General features: G+C 63.3%; 17 protein-coding genes. 10 read left to right on the forward strand and 7 right to left on the reverse strand.

What is annotated here, in order from left to right; genetic code table 11:
- Positions 1-281: 281 nt before the first annotated feature.
- Positions 282-566 carry an HNH endonuclease gene (locus CCR95_RS26125; RefSeq protein ID WP_338115414.1) on the reverse strand — a complete coding sequence of 95 codons (285 nt, stop codon included), beginning with the start codon at positions 564-566 and terminating at the stop codon, positions 282-284.
- Positions 567-814: 248 nt separating this feature from the next.
- Between CCR95_RS26125 and CCR95_RS15970 the strand changes: the two genes are divergently transcribed.
- On the forward strand, positions 815-1,006 hold the full coding sequence (locus CCR95_RS15970; RefSeq protein WP_201096142.1) for a DUF433 domain-containing protein: 192 nt from the start codon (positions 815-817) through the stop codon (positions 1,004-1,006).
- 24 nt (positions 1,007-1,030) lie between these two features.
- Here CCR95_RS15970 and CCR95_RS15975 read toward each other — a convergent pair whose 3' ends face one another.
- Both CCR95_RS15975 and CCR95_RS15980 read right to left on the reverse strand, forming a co-directional pair.
- The gene (locus CCR95_RS15975) at positions 1,031-2,971 is read right to left on the reverse strand and encodes a TSUP family transporter (RefSeq protein WP_201096143.1); all 1,941 of its coding nucleotides are present in this window, start codon (positions 2,969-2,971) and stop codon (positions 1,031-1,033) included.
- A gap of 15 nt (positions 2,972-2,986) precedes the next feature.
- Positions 2,987-3,244, reverse strand: coding sequence for a hypothetical protein (locus CCR95_RS15980; RefSeq protein WP_201096144.1), 258 nt, complete (start codon positions 3,242-3,244; stop codon positions 2,987-2,989).
- Between the two features lie 141 nt (positions 3,245-3,385).
- On the opposite strand from CCR95_RS15980, the gene tatA reads away from it, so the two are divergent.
- The 5 genes from tatA (at position 3,386) to CCR95_RS16005 (ending at position 9,072) form a co-directional block, all read left to right on the forward strand.
- Positions 3,386-3,625, forward strand: a complete 240-nt coding sequence (tatA, locus tag CCR95_RS15985; protein ID WP_338115411.1) for a twin-arginine translocase TatA/TatE family subunit — start codon at positions 3,386-3,388, stop codon at positions 3,623-3,625.
- Positions 3,626-3,669: 44 nt separating this feature from the next.
- Positions 3,670-4,719: an FAD:protein FMN transferase gene (locus CCR95_RS15990; protein ID WP_201096145.1), complete on the forward strand. Its 1,050-nt coding sequence runs from the start codon at positions 3,670-3,672 to the stop codon at positions 4,717-4,719.
- A complete protein-coding gene (gene trkA / locus CCR95_RS15995) occupies positions 4,716-6,125 on the forward strand; it encodes a Trk system potassium transporter TrkA (RefSeq protein WP_201096146.1) in 1,410 nt (469 codons plus the stop codon). The genes CCR95_RS15990 and trkA overlap by 4 nt, the downstream gene beginning before the upstream one ends.
- Positions 6,125-7,579, forward strand: coding sequence for a TrkH family potassium uptake protein (locus CCR95_RS16000; RefSeq protein ID WP_201096147.1), 1,455 nt, complete (start codon positions 6,125-6,127; stop codon positions 7,577-7,579). Before trkA ends, CCR95_RS16000 begins: the two co-directional genes overlap by 1 nt.
- A 101-nt stretch (positions 7,580-7,680) precedes the next feature.
- Positions 7,681-9,072: an APC family permease gene (locus tag CCR95_RS16005; protein ID WP_201096148.1), complete on the forward strand. Its 1,392-nt coding sequence runs from the start codon at positions 7,681-7,683 to the stop codon at positions 9,070-9,072.
- A 111-nt stretch (positions 9,073-9,183) separates the two neighbouring features.
- On the opposite strand, the gene oadA is transcribed toward CCR95_RS16005, so the two are convergent.
- From oadA to CCR95_RS16020, 3 genes are all read right to left on the reverse strand, one after another.
- A complete protein-coding gene (gene oadA / locus CCR95_RS16010; RefSeq protein ID WP_201096149.1) occupies positions 9,184-11,013 on the reverse strand; it encodes a sodium-extruding oxaloacetate decarboxylase subunit alpha in 1,830 nt (609 codons plus the stop codon).
- 50 nt (positions 11,014-11,063) lie between these two features.
- Entirely contained in the window at positions 11,064-11,417 is a 354-nt protein-coding gene (locus CCR95_RS16015) for a four helix bundle protein (protein ID WP_201096150.1), read from the reverse strand.
- Positions 11,418-11,487: 70 nt separating this feature from the next.
- Complete coding sequence (locus CCR95_RS16020; RefSeq protein ID WP_201096151.1) at positions 11,488-12,906, reverse strand: acetyl-CoA carboxylase biotin carboxylase subunit; 1,419 nt, start codon at positions 12,904-12,906, stop codon at positions 11,488-11,490.
- Positions 12,907-13,303: 397 nt separating this feature from the next.
- Here CCR95_RS16020 and CCR95_RS16025 point away from each other — a divergent pair, with 397 nt between their 5' ends.
- Complete coding sequence (locus tag CCR95_RS16025; protein WP_201096152.1) at positions 13,304-13,930, forward strand: DUF47 domain-containing protein; 627 nt, start codon at positions 13,304-13,306, stop codon at positions 13,928-13,930.
- A 10-nt stretch (positions 13,931-13,940) separates the two neighbouring features.
- The gene (locus tag CCR95_RS16030) at positions 13,941-15,068 is read left to right on the forward strand and encodes an inorganic phosphate transporter (protein ID WP_201096153.1); all 1,128 of its coding nucleotides are present in this window, start codon (positions 13,941-13,943) and stop codon (positions 15,066-15,068) included.
- Positions 15,069-15,192: 124 nt separating this feature from the next.
- Here the strand turns inward: CCR95_RS16030 and CCR95_RS16035 are convergent, their stop codons facing one another.
- Positions 15,193-15,687, reverse strand: a complete 495-nt coding sequence (locus CCR95_RS16035) for a cyanophycin metabolism-associated DUF1854 family protein (RefSeq protein ID WP_201096154.1) — start codon at positions 15,685-15,687, stop codon at positions 15,193-15,195.
- Positions 15,688-15,768: 81 nt separating this feature from the next.
- Here CCR95_RS16035 and CCR95_RS16040 point away from each other — a divergent pair, with 81 nt between their 5' ends.
- Together CCR95_RS16040 and CCR95_RS16045 are read left to right on the forward strand one after the other, a co-directional pair.
- Positions 15,769-16,218, forward strand: coding sequence for a hypothetical protein (locus CCR95_RS16040; protein WP_201096155.1), 450 nt, complete (start codon positions 15,769-15,771; stop codon positions 16,216-16,218).
- Positions 16,215-17,216, forward strand: a complete 1,002-nt coding sequence (locus CCR95_RS16045; protein ID WP_201096156.1) for a CapA family protein — start codon at positions 16,215-16,217, stop codon at positions 17,214-17,216. The genes CCR95_RS16040 and CCR95_RS16045 overlap by 4 nt, the downstream gene beginning before the upstream one ends.
- The last annotated feature ends 14 nt before the right edge of the window (positions 17,217-17,230 follow it).

Raw genomic sequence — 17,230 nt, forward strand, 5'->3', positions numbered from 1 at the left:
AGCGTTGTTCGCAGAGCCGGTGTCCGTCCTGGGGCGTAAGCGTTTACCGCTGCAAGCCGCAACGCGTGACAGCTCCTTGCGTATTCCGGTCGCCCCAGTCCTTTCTGTACCAACCACTCGTGGCCGAATGAACGGCCTCCATAGACTCACGCCACCCGCCGAAACGCATCGAATCGTTCCGCCAGATAGTCCCGATTCGGTCGATCCCGCTCATGATGCGGGAATCGGATTGTCTGGCCGTGCAACCCCTTGATCCCCGGCTCCAACGTCAGCCCATCATGCTACCCAAGCACGGAATCGGCGACGACGATCCGCCCGTCTGGATCGATGCCCAACAGATTTCGGTCGTCAGCGGTGCGGTGCAGGATCGAGAGACAGATGCCGTTGGTGACGTCCGGCTGTCCGCGCTCGTCGCGGTCGGAAATGATGTGCGCGGCTTGCAGCAGTTCCAGGATGGGTAGCCCCGAAACCGAACAGCGCCGGTCGTCGGCGGACAGGACCAGTTCGCGGAACGCGGCTTGATGCAGACGGATTTTCGCCTCGATGGTGCTGTCGCAGCGCTCGATGGGCGGCGTTGACTCGCGGTTGCTTCAACTCATACTGGTCGGCGGTCTCGCGCACCTCGGATCGCTGGGTCAGCTCGAATTGGCTGCCGATCGCGACGCTACAGAAGAGGTTGCCTGGATTCCATCAGGTAGCAGGGGTAGAGGATCTGATCGATGCCCGGCACCAGCGCGTAGAATTTGGCCAGAAGACTTGAACAGAGGGCATCAGGTGACTAGCCTTCGTGCCTCGACAACGCCGAGATCCCATCATGCCGGATTTGACCCGCATCACGCTCGACCCGGACATTTGCCATGGCAAACCCTGTATCCGGCACATGCGCTGGCCGGTGGAGACGATCCTCGACCTCGTGTCCACCGGCATGGGCTGGGATGAGATCCTGGCCTGTCTGCACTACGCCCGCCTGCTGGTGTCTGGCGAGTCGCTGCGGCGCGTGGCCTGATGAGAGTCCTCTGCGACGTCCATCTCAACCGGCCTTGGTGACCAGCACCGCGCAGGGAGTCGCGTTCAGGATGCGCTCGGAGGTACTGCCGAGTAACGCGCGTTCCAACCCCGTGCGGCCATGGCTGCCGGTGACGATGAGGTCGACCTCCCGCTCGCGCGCCAGTCCGATGACGCACTCCGACGGTTCCCCTTGCAGCACTTGCCCGTCGGCGGCAATGCCCTCGCCGCGAAGATGGGCCAGGACACGCGCGACGACCTGTTCGGCCAGCGCGCGCCGCTCCGGGCCGTGGCTCTCGGTCGTGACCGAGAGCACGGTCATCGGCGCACCGCAGGCACGGGCGAGACTGCCCGCCGTAATCGCCGCCGCCTCCGCGAACCGCGAGCCGTCGGTGGCGAGCAGGAGACGCCGTGCTTCGATATGGGCCGCGCGCGGCACCACTAGAACACTGCAATGGGCCAACCCGATGACCTGCGCCGTGGCATGACCGAGCATCATACGCGCCAGGCCGCGCCGTCCGCGCCGACCCATGACGATCAGGTCGACGTTCAACTGTTCGGCCAGATCGCAGATCTCCTGATGCACGTTGCTGCCCTGGATCAGGTGAGTCTCGCAGCGCACCCCGGCCGCCACAGCCTGTCCCCTGATCTCGTCCAGGTGTGCCTGAGCGATCGCGATTTCCTGCTTGAGGATGGAGGTACCCATCGCCTCGTACTCGACGCCGGTCGCGATCAGCGACATCAGATGCACCTCGGCACCGCACCGGCGGGCCAGACCGATCGCCTCGCGCACCGCAGCGGCGCTGAAATCGGAGCCGTCGCTGGCGACCAGGAAACGCTCGAAGCGCCCGAGCGGCGAGAGTTGCGGTCCGCCAGCCACGGCGGCAACCGGGATAACCTGCGGCGCTGGCGCCAGGAGGGTGGCGGCGCGATGCTCGCGGATTCCCTGATAAAGCGCCTGGAGAATCATGACGCCTCCGAACAGGAGCGCGAAGACCAAGGCCGCCTGACCGATACCGTCGAGCCAGCCGATGGTCGCGGGAGCGAGCGCCGGGATCGATCCTAGTTCGGAGAGATAGCCTGGAATGTAGAAAAAGCGGCTGACCAGCACCAGCAGCATGATCGCGGCCATCACGAACTTGACGACATGGTCCTTGACGTAGGTGGTGCCGATGGCCCCGATCTGGATGCCGAACAGCGAACCGGCCAGGATGATCATTGAGAGACGGATGTCCACGTAGCCTTCCAGCGCGTAAAAGAGACTGCCGCCCAGACCCATCACGAAGGCCACGACCAGTTCGGTCGCGCTCGCCATGATGGCCGGCAGCCCGAGGATGTACATCATGGCCGGCACGCCGATGAAGCCACCGACCGCGATGGTTGCCGCCAGGAGGCCGGTGGCGAAGCCGAGCGGGGCGATGACGAGGAAAGACACCCGCGCGTCGACGCTTTTCAGATGCACCATGGTGCCGGGGATGATGATCCGGCGCACTCGCTGGACCAGCTTGCTCGGTCCCGCCGACTGAGTGCCGATGCGCTCGCCGCGCCGTTCCCGTATCGCATCGCGCAGGACCATGCCGCCGACGATGGCGAGCACCACCACGAAGACGAACGAGACATAAAGGTTGGTTCCGGCGGCGCCAAAGCTCTCCTTGATCCCGACCATGATGTGCTTGCCGAAGAGCACGCCGAATTCGGCGAAGAGCCCCATGACAAGCCCGAGCTTGATGTCGACCTGACCGTACTTATTGCGCTTATGGGCGCCGACCAGGGCCTTGGGAAACTTATGGGCCATGTTGCTGGCCACGGCGACCATGCCCGGCACGCCCATGCTCATCATCGCCGGGGTCAGTACGAAGGCGCCACCGGAGCCGATAAAACCGCTGACCATGCCGCCGACGAACCCGACCACAAACAGGATCAGGACCGAAACCAGGTTGAGGTCGATAAACTGGATATTTTCCACGCTGGCGATCCTCCGTTATTTCTTGGCGCGCAGGCCGAGCAGATCCCAAAAATGCCCGGTGAAGGCGCCGTGGACGAAGGAGAAGACCATGGCGACGGCGAGCGGGATCAGGGCGTAAAGCTTTTCGCCGTCGCGCGTGGCGGCGGCGAGCTCGTTCAACCGGTCGGCGAACAGAAACAGCAGCAGATACAGAATCGCGCTTGCCGCTCCAAGGGTCAGCGTGATGGCGAGTGCCCGCGACGAACGTCCGGGGGCTGAACTGGGTGAACTCATCGCGGGCGTCTCCTCATCAATTAGATGTTGGCAAATGGGCGAGTGCCGTAGGATTATGCACACATTGTCTGGCGGGTGCCTGTCGATGGCTCCAAAACCTGTTCGAGCGACGCGCGCGAACACTTGTATTCGTTCTCTCTCATGAGGTTCCTGACCATGGGTTTTTCCGGCATCGGTTTCTGGGAGTTGCTATTGATTCTGGTCGTGGTGCTGCTCCTGTTCGGGTCCAAACGGTTACCGGCCATCGCCTCGGATCTGGGCGTGGCCATCCGGGATTTCCGGCGATCCGTCTCCAGTGGCGTGCTTGCGGGAGCGGATGAGCCCCCCTCGGGGAGAGACCAACCCCAGGATGTGCATGCGCCGTCTGACCGCTCGACGTGAACACGGCGAAACAGACTCAGGCGATGAAGATTTTCCGTACAGTCATGAAAAGTCCCCGCCGATCCGAATCCTGGATTCTGCCTGCGATCACCGTATTCGCCCTTCTGCTCACCGGCTGCGGCGAGCGCACGGCGCCTTTGATCGAGATCGAAGGCCCCACGATGGGCACCTATTACGCGGTCAAGGTCGCCCGCCCGCCCGTTGGCATGACCGCCGAGACGCTAAAGCGCCAGGTCGAGTCGGCGCTCAACGAAGTGATCGCCGAAATCTCGACCTATGAGCCAACCTCCGAGTTATCGCGCCTCAACCGCAACCCCAGCACCGATTGGATTTCCCTCTCGCCCAACCTCCACGCGGTGATCGCCGAAGGCCAGCGCATCGCTGCCTTGACCGATGGCGCGTTCGACATCACGATCGGGCCGCTGGTCAACCTCTGGGGCTTCGGTCCCGAGGCACGCCCGGAGGCGCTACCGACCGAGACGGAGATCCAGGCCGCCCAAGCGCGTGTCGGCTGGCGCAAGCTGGAACTGCGCGCAGCGCCACCGGCCGTTCGCAAGGCACGGGGCGATCTCTACATCGATCTTTCGGCACTCGGCGAAGGGGTCGGCGCCGACCGGGTATCGGCCGGGCTGGACACGGCTGGCGCGAGCCATTACATGATCGCAGTGGCCGGCACCATCCGCGCCAAGGGACGCAATGCCAAGAACCAGCCCTGGGCCATTGCGATCGAGGAACCGCTACCGGACCAACGCACCGTTCACCGCATCGTCCCCGTCTCCGACCGCGCCATTTCGACCTCGGGCGACTATCGCAACTTCTTCGTGAAGGACGGCAAACGCTATTCTCACGAGATCGATCCCAGTACCGGTGCGCCGATCGAACGCAACCTGGGTTCGGCCACGGTAGTCGGTGACCGTGCGATGGTCGTCGACGGTCTGGCGACCGCCTTCATGGTCCTCGGAGAGACGCGGGGGCCAGCGCTCGCGACCTCCCAGGGATTGGCGGCCTATTTCATCGTTCGCGAGGGGGACACGCTGCGCGGCTTCGGCAGCCCGGCCTTCGAGGACGATCTGGCGCGGAGCCATCAGCCGTGAAGATCATCATTCTGGGCGCCGGTCAGGTCGGCGCGTCGGTGGCCGAGAGCCTGGTCTCCGAGGCCAACGAAATCACCGTCATCGACACCGACATCCGGCGTCTGCGCCAATTGCAGGATCGCCTGGATCTGCGCACCGTGGCGGGGAACGCGGCGCTGCCCTCGGTGCTACGCCAGGCCGGGGCCGAGGATACCGACCTGCTGATCGCCGTCACCCAGAGCGATCAGACAAATCTCTGCGCCTGCCGCACCGCCGACACCCTGTTCAAGATCCCGACCAAGATCGCGCGGCTGCGCTCGGCCGACTACAACGAACATCCCGAACTGCTGGATAGCAAGAATTTTGCGGTGGACTTCAGCATCTGCCCGGAGCAGATCGTCACTGACTATCTGCTGAAACTCATCGAGTTTCCCGAGGCGCTGCAGGTGCTGAAATTCGCCGACGGACTGGTCAGCCTGGTCGCGACGCGCGCTGTGGCGGGCGGCCCGCTGGTCGGGCATCCCGTCAGCGATCTGCGCCGGCACATGCCAAAGATCGACGCCCGGATCGCCGCCATCTATCGTCGGGATCAACCGCTCGCGCCCGATGGCGACACCCTGATCGAGACGGGCGACGAGGTCTTTTATCTAGCGGCCACCCAGAACATCCGTCAGGTCATGAGCGAACTGCGCCGCCGCGACCAGCCGACGCGACGGATCATGATCGCGGGCGGCGGCAACATCGGCTCCCGGCTGGCGGGCGTCGCGCAGGAGCGCTATCAGGTCAAGCTCATCGAGGCCGATGAAGCGCGCGCCCGGGAACTCGGCGCCACCCTGACGAATACGCTGGTCTTGCACGGGGACACCACGGACGAGACCCTGCTCGCCGCCGAGAACATCGACGACATGGACGTTTTCCTGGCACTGACCAACGACGACGAGAACAACATCCTGGCGTCCCTGCTGGCCAAGAGTCTCGGCGCGCGCCGCGTGCTGGCCCTGATCAACCGGCGCGCCTACGCGGATCTGCTCCAGGCCGATCGCATCGATATCGCCATCTCGCCGGCCCAGATCTCCATCGGGTCATTGCTCGCGCATGTGCGCCGCGGCGACGTGGCGGCTGTGCACAGTCTGCGCCGCGGGGCGGCGGAGGCGCTGGAATTCGTGGTTCATGGCGACCCCACCACGTCCAAGGTCATCGGTCGGCGGATCGATGAGCTGGAGCTTCCCCAAGGCGCCAGCATCGGGGCCATCGTGCGCGGGGTCAGCCGCGACAGCCCCGGTGCCAGCCTGCGTCTCGGGCAGGTGCTGATCGCCCATCATGACACCCTCATCGAACCCGAGGATCATGTCATCCTCTTCCTGGCGAGCAAGGAGCTGGTGCCCAAGGTCGAACGCTATTTCCAGGTCGGTCTGGCCTTTTTCTGATGCACGCGCTGCTCTCGGTCCTGAATGTCCTCGGACACCTGTTGATGGTGTTCAGCGTGACCTATCTGCTGCCGATCGTCTGCGCGATCCTCTATCGCGATGGCACCCTGCTCACCTTCGTCATCAGTCTGGCTGCTTGCGTGGCGGTGGGCGGCGCGCTCACGCTGGCGACTCGGCGTTATCGGAGGGAGCTGAAGGCGCGCGATGGCTTCATCCTGGTCACCCTGTCCTGGACCCTGATCTCGGCCATCGCCACCGTGCCGCTGATGCTGCACGAGCAACTCTCCTTCACCGATGCCTTCTTCGAGACGATGTCCGGCCTGACCACCACGGGCGCGACCGTCATGGTCGGGCTCGATACCGTCGCCCCCGCCATCAACCTCTGGCGGCATGCGATCAATTGGCTGGGCGGCATGGGTATCATCGTGCTGGCGGTGGCTATCCTGCCGATGCTCGGTGTCGGCGGCATGCAGTTGTTTCGTGCCGAGGTGCCCGGCCCCATCAAGGACGCCAAGCTCACCGCCCGCATCGCCGACACTGCGGCCGTGCTGTGGGTCATTTACCTGGTGCTCACCCTGGCCTGTATCCTCGGCTTGTGGCTGGCCGGCATGAGTTGGTTCGACGCCATCTGTCACGCCTTCGCGGCGCTCAGTCTGGGCGGCTTCTCGACCCGCGACGCCAGCGTCGGCGCCTTCGATTCGCCCGCCATCGAGGCGGTGCTGATCGGGTTCATGGTCCTGGCCGCGCTGAATTTCGCCACCCACTTCACCGTCTGGCGCGAGCGCAGTTTCCGGCCCTATTGGCGCGATGCGGAGGTCAAGGGGGTGCTATCCGTCCTGCTGGTCAGTTGTCTCGGTTGCGCGGCTTATCTCTGGCTCGGCGAGGTTTACGCCAGCTTCTGGACCGCCCTGCGCCATGTCAGTTTCAACCTCGTGTCGATCGCGACCGACTGCGGATTCGTCAGCACGGACTACGCCCTGTGGCCGACCTTCGTCCCCTTCTGGATGCTGTTTCTCTCCGCGATCACCGCCAGTTCCGGCTCGACCGGCGGCGGTATCAAGATGATCCGCACCCTGATCCTGATCCGCCAGAGCGGGCGCGAACTGACCCGGCTGCTGCATCCCGCCCTCGCGGCCCCGGTGACGGTCGGCGGAATGGCCGTCCCGAATAGCGTGGTCGTGGCCATCCTGGGCTTTATCTTTCTCTATTTCATGAGCATCGTGGCCATGACCTTCCTGCTCATCTTCGGCGGGCTGGACTTCATCTCCGCCTTCACGGCGGTCATTGCCTGCATCAACAACGCCGGGCCGGGTCTGGGCGTGGTCGGACCGGCAACCAATTACGGCAGCCTCACCGATTTCGAAACCTGGGTCTTGAGCGTCACCATGCTGCTCGGGCGGCTCGAAGTCTTCTCGCTGCTGATCCTCTTTACGCCGATGTTCTGGCGGAAATAGGCACTGACTTGATGGGGGCGGGCAAACCCGCGACGACAAATTTTTGAGGTCGCTTCGACTTGTGGCGATCCCCCAGTCCATTTGATTTTTCAGGAGGTTCCATGCGGTTGTCCGAATTACTCCGAACCAAGATGATCAACGCGGGTCACGACTTGCACGGTGGGGAACTGCGGCGGGTGCTCGGTCCCCTGGATCTCACCCTGCTCGGGATCGGCGCCATCATCGGGGCCGGGATCTTCGTGCTGACGGGCGTCGCGGCGGCGACCCAGGCGGGCCCGGCCATCATCCTGTCCTATCTGGTCGCCGGCACCGCCTGCGCCTTCAGTGCCCTGGCCTATGCCGAACTAGCCGCGTCCGTGGGCGGTTGCGGGAGTGCTTACGGCTACAGCTACGCGGGACTCGGCGAGATCGTCGCCTGGATCATCGGCTGGGATCTGATCCTGGAATATGGCGTGGCGACCTCGGCGGTCGCGATCGGCTGGTCCGGCTATGTCAACAACGCCCTGACGGCGGTTGGGCTGGCCCTCCCGGAGCTGTTGACGAAGGGGCCGCTGGAGGGCGGGCTGGTGAATCTGCCGGCCGCGCTGATCGTGCTGATCCTGGCGGCGCTCCTGAGCTTCGGGGTGCGCGAGAGCGCGCGGTTCAATGCGATCATGGTGGTGGTCAAGCTAATCGCCATCACGATTTTTATCCTGGTGGCGGCATCCCATGTCCAACCCGCCAACTGGAGTCCCTTTATGCCGTTCGGCTGGAACGGGGTCATGGGCGGCGCGGCGTTGATCTTTTTTGCCTATGTCGGCTTCGATGCCGTTTCGACCGCCGCCGAGGAAGCCCGCCATCCCCAGCGCGACCTGCCCATCGGGATTCTGGTTTCGCTTGGAGTCTGCACCCTGATCTACATTGTGGTCTCGGGGCTGCTCACGGCGGTCGTGGCCTATCCCAGCCTCAACGTCGGCTCCCCGGTCGCCGATGTGATGCTACGGCTCGGTTATCCCTGGGCTGCCGCACTGGTCGCGGCGGGAGCGATTGCCGGCCTGACCACGGTCATGCTGGTGCTCTTTTATGGATTGACACGGGTCTTCCTTGCGATGTCGCGCGACGGGCTGCTACCCCCGCTCTTCGCGCGGGTGAACGCACGGACCCATACCCCGATTCGGGTCATTGTGGTGAGCGGGTTGTTGATGGCGGCGGTCGCGGGCTTGACACCCATCGGCGAGGTCGCCGAACTGGTCAACATCGGCACCCTTGCCGCCTTCTTCCTGGTCTGCATTGGCGTGGTCAGCCTGCGCGCGACGCATCCCGATTTGCCGCGCCCTTTCAAGACCCCCTGGTCGCCAGTCGTTCCCCTGCTTGGCGCGATCTCCTGCCTTTATCTGATGCTGAATCTGCCACTCGTGACTTGGCTGCGTTTCGGGTTGTGGCTGGCGCTGGGGCTAGTGATCTATTTCATGTATTCGCGCCACCACAGCGCCTTGGCGGCCGTCGAATCGTGAACAGAGGATCTCTGGCGAGATGTCATGGTCGGGCCGGAGAACGAGTACGGCAATTTTCTTGGGCTGATCATGGTCATCGCGAGACGATGACCAGAATCCGGCGCCTGACGGTCAAACCTCAGCCGGCGTGATCTCCAGCAGCACCTCATCCGGATTCACCGCATCGCCCTTGATGACGAACACCGCCGTCACCGTCCCGGCGATGGGGGCCTGGATCTCGGTCTCCATCTTCATCGCCTCGGTGATCAGCACCGGCTGACCGGCCGTGACCGTATCGCCTTCCTTCACCAGCACGTCGACGATGTTACCGGGCATCGAGGTGGCGACATGGCCGGGCTGGGTGGGTTTGGGCCGTTTGCCGGCGATGGCCTTCTTGACCGCGCCCTGGGCGCCGCCCGTCAACACCAGTTCGTCGAGCGTCTCGACCACCACCTCTTCCGGAATGCCGTCGATCGCGAAATAGAAATGACGCTCGTCCTGGCTCTTATGACCCGTGCCCGTCACCTTGACGTGATAGGTCTCGCCATGGACGGCGATGTTGAACTCGGTGGGCGCGGTGCGGGGACCGGTGCTGCTGGGCAGCGGCTCCAGAGGTTCCGGGTGCAGGGTGCCGGCGGCGCGGTGTTCCAGGAAGGCGCGCCCGATTTCAGGGAACATGGCATAGGTCAGGGCGTCCTCCTCCGAGGTCGCGAGTTCGCCGATCTCGTGGCGGAGTCGCTCCATCTCCGGTGTCAACAGGTCGGCCGGGCGGCAGTCGATCAGATCCTCGTTGCCGATGGCCTGCTGTTGCAGGGTCGGGTTGATCGCGCCCGGTGCGCGTCCGTAGCGCCCCTGAAGATAGAGCTTCACCTCGTTGGTGATGGTCTGATAACGCTTGTCGGTCAGGACGTTGAGCACCGCCTGGGTGCCGACGATCTGCGAGGTCGGGGTCACCAGCGGCGGATAGCCGAGATCCTTGCGCACCCGCGGGATCTCTTCGAGCACCGCGTTCATGCGCTCCAGTGAATTCTGTTCCTTCAACTGGTTGGCCAGATTGGAGATCATGCCGCCGGGCACCTGGTTGACCTGGACGCGGGTATCCACGCCCGTAAACTCGCTCTCGAACTGATGGTATTTTTTGCGCACCTGATAGAAGTACATGCCAACTTCCTGGATCGCCTCCAGGTCCAGACCGGTGTCGTACTCGGTGCCGCGCAGTGCCGCGACCAGGCTCTCGGTGGGCGGGTGCGAGGTGCCGCCAGCCATCGATGAAATGGCGGTATCCAGGGTGTCGCAGCCATTCTCGATTGCCTTCAGGTGGCACATATCGGCCAGACCGGAGGTGGCGTGCGAGTGCAGATGCAACGGCAGGTCGACGCTATCCTTCAACGCCTTCACCAGCTCGGCGGTGACATAGGGCGTCAGCAGCCCCGCCATGTCCTTGAGGGCGATGGAGTCGCACCCCATGGCCGCCAGTTCCTTCCCCAACTGGACGAAACCGGCCACGGTGTGAACCGGACTGACCGTGTAGCAGATGGTCCCCTGAGCATGCTTGCCGGCGGCCTTGGTCGCCTCGATCGCGGTCTTGAGATTACGCGGATCGTTGAGTGCATCGAAGATGCGGAACACATCCATGCCGTTCTGGGCGGCACGGGCCACGAAGGCGCGCACGACATCATCGGAATAATGCCGGTAGCCAAGCAGATTCTGGCCGCGCAGCAGCATCTGCAGGCGCGTCTTCGGCAGTGCCTCGCGCAGTTGGCGCAGACGCTCCCAGGGGTCTTCTTTCAGGAAGCGCACGCAGGCGTCGAAGGTCGCGCCGCCCCAGCATTCCAGCGACCAGTAGCCGATGGCGTCCAGCTTGGGACAGATCGGCAGCATGTCCTCGGTGCGCAGGCGCGTCGCGAACAATGACTGGTGGGCGTCGCGCAGGACGACGTCGGTGATGTTGATCTTTGGCATATTGTTAAGAAGTTGTCAGTTGTCAGTTGTCAGTTGTCAGTTGTCAGTTGTCAGTTGTCAGCGAGCGTGTTGCGGAGGCTGACGAGCATGGCGGAAATCTCTCGTGTTTCAGAAACCCAGAGGCTTCCTGTGTGCTTTTCGATGTAGCCAATCTCAATTCCGATATAAATCTGGGTGCGCAGTTCACCACATGAGCCAAGGGCAATGTCGAGATAGCGTTGCTGATCCTTGCTGGAGCGTCGTTCCATGCCCTCCGCGATATTGCTGGGGACGGAGAGTCCTGAGCGCGTGATCTGATCACGAAATCCAAAATCACGTAAACCCACAAGCGTCTTGTACAGCTCGGTACTGAGCCGCGCGGATCGTTTCCAAACATCAAGATCCTCGAACCGTATCAAACCCATTGCATCGCTTCCGTCTTGTCCGCAGCATTTTCTGCCAACTGCCAACTGCCAACTGCCAACTGCCAACTATTTAAAGCCCCGCATGCGCCGCGATCGCCGCCGCCAGCACGGCGGCAACGTCCTCGCGGCGACGCTTGGTCGAATAGTCCAGCAACTCCGGATGGGTCTCCAGAAAGCTGGTATCGAAGCATCCGGAGCGGAAATCGGGATGGCGCAGGATCTCCTGATAGAAGGGGATGGTGGTCTTGACACCATACACGCCGATGTCGCGCAGCGCGCGATGGCCGCGATTGACGACATCCTCCCAGTTCAGCGCCCAGACAATGACCTTGGCCAGCATCGAATCATAATGCGGCGGGACCGTGTAGCCGGTGTAGATCGCCCCATCGGTGCGCACGCCCGGACCGCCGGGGGCGTAATAGCGCGAGATGCGCCCGAAACTCGGCAGGAAGTTGTTCTTGGGATCCTCGGCATTGACGCGGAACTGCATCGCGAAGCCGCGCCGTTGGATCTCGTGCTGTTTGAAACGCAGCGGCAGCCCGGCGGCGATGCGGATCTGTTCCTCCACCAGGTCAACCCCGGTGATGGTCTCGGTGATGGTGTGTTCGACCTGGATGCGGGTGTTCATCTCCATGAAATAGAAACGCCCGTCCGAATCGCGCAAAAACTCGATGGTGCCGGCATTGGTGTAACCGACAGCGCGCGCCGCCAGCACCGCCAGGCCGCCGACATACTGGCGTTCGGCCTCGTCGAGCTGCGGCGAGGGGGCGATCTCGATCAGCTTCTGATTGCGTCGCTGGATCGAGCAATCGCGCTCGTAGAGATGCACGCAGTTGCCATGATGATCGCCCAAGATCTGAACTTCGATGTGCTTGGGATTGACCACGCACTTTTCCAGGAACACCTCGGCGCGACCAAACGCCTTGGTGGCCTCGGAGATGACGCGCTCGTAATTGTTGCGCAGTGCATAGGCATCGTCGCAGCGCCGGATGCCGCGCCCGCCGCCGCCGGAAGTGGCCTTGAGCATGATCGGATAGCCGATCTCATCGGCGAACCGCAGGGCCGCGTCCAGGCTCTCCAGATTGCCGGGGCTGCCGGGCGTCACCGGGACACCGGCCTTCTGCATCGCGAGCCGCGCCTCGGTCTTGTCGCCCATGCGGGCGATCACCTCGGCGGTCGGGCCGATGAAGGTCAGTCCGCGGCGCGCGCAGGCGCGCGCCAGTTCCGGGTTTTCGGACAGAAAACCGTAGCCGGGATGCACGGCATCGCACCCGGTCGTCAGGGCCAGGTTGACGATGTTGTGGACATTGAGATAGCCCGCCAGCGGATCGCTGCCCAGGCTATAGGCTTCGTCGGCCTTTTTGACATGGAGCGAATGACGGTCGGCCTCGGCATAGATGGCCGCCGAGCGGATCCCCATCTCGGCGCAGGCACGGATGACACGGACCGCAATCTCGCCGCGGTTCGCGATCAGAATCTTACGAAGCATCGGTTAGCCTCTGAAGCGGCCAGTTCACCGGCCGAAATCGTGGTCACGAGCAAGCTCGCGGTTTATGCTGCTATGCAGCAATATAGCCTAAGAGGAGGATGAAGCATAGCAATTGAGCACGTGAAAATCAGGACGTCTTTCTCGGCAAGACCAACAGCGACGGTGGGTGCGCGGAACCGCTAAGGTTTAAGATATGCAGTTGCCCTTGGGCTCAACCTGATGCGTCGCTTCGCTTTGGCACCAACGAAACTCGGAAACGGAGAAGATGCATCCAACCTTTTCCTGTCCCCCATGATGGCACCAGGCCAGCCGGCGGGATCGCCGCGCCAGCAACCGTGCGCCTTTAACGCCGCGACAGACCAAACATTGATTTTTTCGCAACCTTTGAGGCCACTCCATGTTCTCGCTTCAGACGATCTTCGGCAAAGGCAATCAGTTCTTTGGCTTGCTTGAGGAGGCCGCCACGGCGGCGGCTGACAGCACCACGGCGCTGTACCGGATGCTCTTGGAACGCGACCAACCCCCGGCATTGGACGCCTTCCGGCTGGCTCGTCAGCGCGAGCGCGCGATTGCCGATCAGATCAACGAAGAGCTGGTCAACAGCTTCGTCACCGCGCTGGATCGCGAGGATATCGAGGCGTTGAACTCCGCGTTGGTCCGCATTCCCAAGCAGGTAGAGCGGTTCGCCGAGCGTTACGCCCTGGCCACCCAGCTCCTGGACGGGATCGATTTCGCCCCGCGCGCGGCCATGCTCGCGCAGGCGGCAACAGTGGTGGCGGAAATGGTCCGTCAGCTCCGCCGCATGAAGCTCGAAGAGATGAAGCATCTGAATGACCGTCTGCGCTCCATCGAGAGCGAGGCCGATCGGTTGATGCTCGAACTCTATCGCGACATCTACGCCGGGCACTTCGATGGTCAGCAGATGTTCCTGATCAAGGAATTTTTCGAGATCCTGGAGAAGGCCATCGATCGCTGCCGCGAGGCCGGTCTGGTCGCTTATCAGATCGTGCTCAAGAATAGCTGAGGAGACTGGTGTGCTGACTCTCCTCATTGCGGTGGTCATCACCGCACTCGTGTTCGAATACATCAACGGTTTTCACGATACCGCCAACTCCATCGCCACCGTGGTCGCGACCAAGGTGCTGACACCGATGCAGGCGGTCGCGCTGGCGGCCACGACCAACCTGCTCGGCGCGCTCTGGGGCACGGCGGTGGCCAAGACGATCGCCTCCGGACTGCTGGATCAGACCGTCGTCGAGGTCACCTCGCAGTTGATCCTCTGCGCGCTGGCCGGCGGTATCGTCTGGAACCTGGCGACCTGGTTTGTCGGCCTGCCGTCCTCGTCCTCGCATGCACTGATCGGCGGCCTGTGCGGTGCGGCCGTCGCGGCGACCGACCTGCAATGGTCGTCCGTGATCTGGTCTGAGCCAGCCGATCCCTGGTACAAGGGGGCGGGTGTGCTCTGGAAGGTCGTGGTCCCCATGTTCAGCAGCCCACTGCTCGGCTTTACCGCGGGCTTTCTAGCGATGGGTTTGCTTTTCGCGTTGTTCTGGGCGATGGCCCGCCGGGGCGGGCTGCTCCGACGTCTCGCCCGGCCGCGCTGGGTCAATGCCTTCTTCGGCAAGGCCCAGCTTGGCTCGGCGGCTTACATGGGGCTCGCCCACGGCCTCAACGATGCCCAAAAGACGATGGGAATCATCGCGCTGGCCCTGCTTTCGGCGCATCAGGCTGGCACCCTGGAGACACTGCCCGACTGGCTGACCTGGCTGCGTCCCAGCGAGGCGGCCATCGCCTACGGCGACATCGATACCTGGATCAAGGTGACCTGCGCCCTGACGATGGCCGCCGGGACGGCGGTCGGCGGCTGGCGGATCATCAAGACCCTGGGTCACAAGATCGTCCGCCTGCACCCGATCCACGGTTTCGCCGCCGAGACCGCCGCCGCCAGCGTCATTACCCTAGCCTCCTCACTGGGCATCCCGGTGTCCACCACCCACAACATCTCCGCCGCCATCCTGGGCGTGGGCGCGGCGAAGCGCTTCTCGGCCATTCGTTGGACCGTGGTCGAGCGTATGCTGTGGGCCTGGATCCTAACGATCCCCGCCGCCGGCGGTATCGCCTTTGGCCTGTTCGAGCTGCTTCAGGCATTCGGGATGACCTGAATCAGGTCAAGGTAGCCACGCCCGTGCGCGTCGCGACCCACGCCATTCCGTCATTCGTCGAACTGTCCGGTGACGGAGCACGCTCATTGTGGGGCGACGGTTCGGATAGATTCAAAAGTATCCCTCATAAATATCGGTCCACTGCCCGCCGGCCATAGGGGGTGAGGTCGCGGGTGTCGGGGACGAGGTAGCGAACACCATGGGAATCCAGGATCAGAGCGCTGTGGGGACCCAGGCGGCGCACGTCCTCTTCAGTCTTGAGGACGAAGCGAGTCGGACCACAATCGGTTTCCACCTCCCATTCCGCGGGTTCCAGATAGCTGGAAACCTGGATCACCCGCAAGATGCGAGGGACGAATTCCCGTTGGGCGAGCTCGTCTTCCAGAATCGCGCGGACATCGGGCGGCAGGTCGGCCAGATCCTCAATGCAGCGCAGTTCCCGCCCCTCGCGATCGCAGAGGGTCACCCAGCGCCGGGGATCGCTCAACGGGTAGGCCCGTACCGGAATCGCATCCTGGTGCTCGACACCTGTGGCGTCGATGTAGGTCAGTCGACCGAACGGGTTGATGCTTAGGTGAAAATCGGGGGGTTGATGGGCCGTTTCGTCGCTGGTGGTCATGCCTCTACCTGTCGAGGATTTGCATTGTTGGCGCGCATTCTGTTTCCATCTCCATTCTATCGGTCAACCAGGAAAGAGGCGATGTTTCCAGGCTCCACCAAACCCGCCATCCGCTCCGTCGGCTGGTTCGATTCGATGGGCTTGATTGGCCTGCTCGCCATCTGCGCCCTCCCGGCAACGGCGCTCGCCGCGCCGCGTTTGCGCTGCACGCTCGATCAGGGCGGCACGACCCAAACGAGCGAATCCGCTCCGGTCACCGACCCTTACCGCGTCGAGTCCACCGACATCAACGGACGGTTTCGTTTCAAGGCGGTGGCGGTCGGCGACGAACAGCAGGTCCGTTACGTCAAGCTCTACAGCTATTATCGCGCCAACGGGCGCTGGATGTTGCTGCATGAAGCAAGATACGAAACACCCGCGATTCAAACCGGCGGGGCGAGCGATGCCCTGACCGGTCGTCATTTTCTGTATTCCCCCGGTCGGGAGCGAGAGTTGCAATATGGTTGCACACTGATCGAGGTCGCCCAATGATTTTGGCTTATCGCTCGCGTCTGGCCGTGATTCTCTGCGGCGCTTTCACCGCCTCTGGTTTTGCCGTGGCAGAGAGCTGTCCTCCTGAACCAATCGTCACACTCGCGATCGTCGGCGATCTCATGCTCGACGAGACGCCGGGCGAGGCGATCCGCAGTGGTCGCGATCCCTTTGCGCCCTTTGCCACCATCCTGGACGGCGCCGACATTCGCGTGGGCAATCTCGAATGTGTCGTCGCCACCCGTGGGGAGCCCGAACCGGGAAAGCCCTACACCTTCCGCGCCCATCCGCGCGTCTTGCAGACGCTCAAGCGGCATTTCGATGCGGTGAGCCTGGCAAATAATCACTCCGGCGACTTCGGCCCGGTTGCCTTCGGCGAGATGCTCGACCTTCTGGGACAGGAAAGCATCGGCTGGTTCGGAGGCGGCAGCGACTTGTCGCGGGCGCATCGGCCGTTGGTGATCGAGCGTCATGGCCTGCGGATCGCGCTGTTGGGCTACAACGAGTTCCTGCCGCGCAGCTTCGAGGCCGATTACGACAAACCGGGGATTGCCTGGAGCGAGGACGAGCAGGTACAACTCGATATCGCCAAGGCTCGCGAGGTTTTTCACGCCGATCTGGTGATCCCGATCCTGCACTGGGGCTGGGAGCACGAGACCGTCGCCAGTCCGCGTCAACGCCAACTGGCGCACCTGATGATCGACGCCGGGGCGGACGCGGTCGTCGGCGGTCATCCCCATGTCACCCAGGACATCGCGTCGTATCGCGGCAAGCCGGTCATTTACAGCCTGGGGAATTTCGTCTTCAACGGCTTCACCGAGGCTGTCAACACGACCGGCTGGCTGCTCCGTCTCGATCTGGATCGGGCAGGCGTGCGTCGCTGGCGGATCTTCATCGCGCACCTCGACGCCGAGGGCATTCCTCACCCGGCTCCGTCTTCCGATGAGGTTTGCTGGGAACGAGGACAGGGAAACCCATCGCCCTGCGGGAATCGCTGACGGGAATCCACGCT

The sequence above is a fragment of the Thiocystis minor genome, assembly GCF_016653465.1.
GTDB lineage: Bacteria > Pseudomonadota > Gammaproteobacteria > Chromatiales > Chromatiaceae > Chromatium > Chromatium minus.

Coding starts and splice junctions, on each gene's coding strand:
- CCR95_RS15970 (WP_201096142.1), top strand. CDS start 815: ATGCCGGATTTGACCCGCATCACGCTCGACCCGGACATTTGCCATGGC.
- CCR95_RS15980 (WP_201096144.1), bottom strand. CDS start 3,244: ATGAGTTCACCCAGTTCAGCCCCCGGACGTTCGTCGCGGGCACTCGCC.
- tatA (WP_338115411.1), top strand. CDS start 3,386: ATGAGGTTCCTGACCATGGGTTTTTCCGGCATCGGTTTCTGGGAGTTG.
- CCR95_RS15990 (WP_201096145.1), top strand. CDS start 3,670: ATGAAAAGTCCCCGCCGATCCGAATCCTGGATTCTGCCTGCGATCACC.
- CCR95_RS16000 (WP_201096147.1), top strand. CDS start 6,125: ATGCACGCGCTGCTCTCGGTCCTGAATGTCCTCGGACACCTGTTGATG.
- CCR95_RS16005 (WP_201096148.1), top strand. CDS start 7,681: ATGCGGTTGTCCGAATTACTCCGAACCAAGATGATCAACGCGGGTCAC.
- oadA (WP_201096149.1), bottom strand. CDS start 11,013: ATGCCAAAGATCAACATCACCGACGTCGTCCTGCGCGACGCCCACCAG.
- CCR95_RS16015 (WP_201096150.1), bottom strand. CDS start 11,417: ATGGGTTTGATACGGTTCGAGGATCTTGATGTTTGGAAACGATCCGCG.
- CCR95_RS16020 (WP_201096151.1), bottom strand. CDS start 12,906: ATGCTTCGTAAGATTCTGATCGCGAACCGCGGCGAGATTGCGGTCCGT.
- CCR95_RS16025 (WP_201096152.1), top strand. CDS start 13,304: ATGTTCTCGCTTCAGACGATCTTCGGCAAAGGCAATCAGTTCTTTGGC.
- CCR95_RS16035 (WP_201096154.1), bottom strand. CDS start 15,687: ATGACCACCAGCGACGAAACGGCCCATCAACCCCCCGATTTTCACCTA.
- CCR95_RS16040 (WP_201096155.1), top strand. CDS start 15,769: ATGTTTCCAGGCTCCACCAAACCCGCCATCCGCTCCGTCGGCTGGTTC.
- CCR95_RS16045 (WP_201096156.1), top strand. CDS start 16,215: ATGATTTTGGCTTATCGCTCGCGTCTGGCCGTGATTCTCTGCGGCGCT.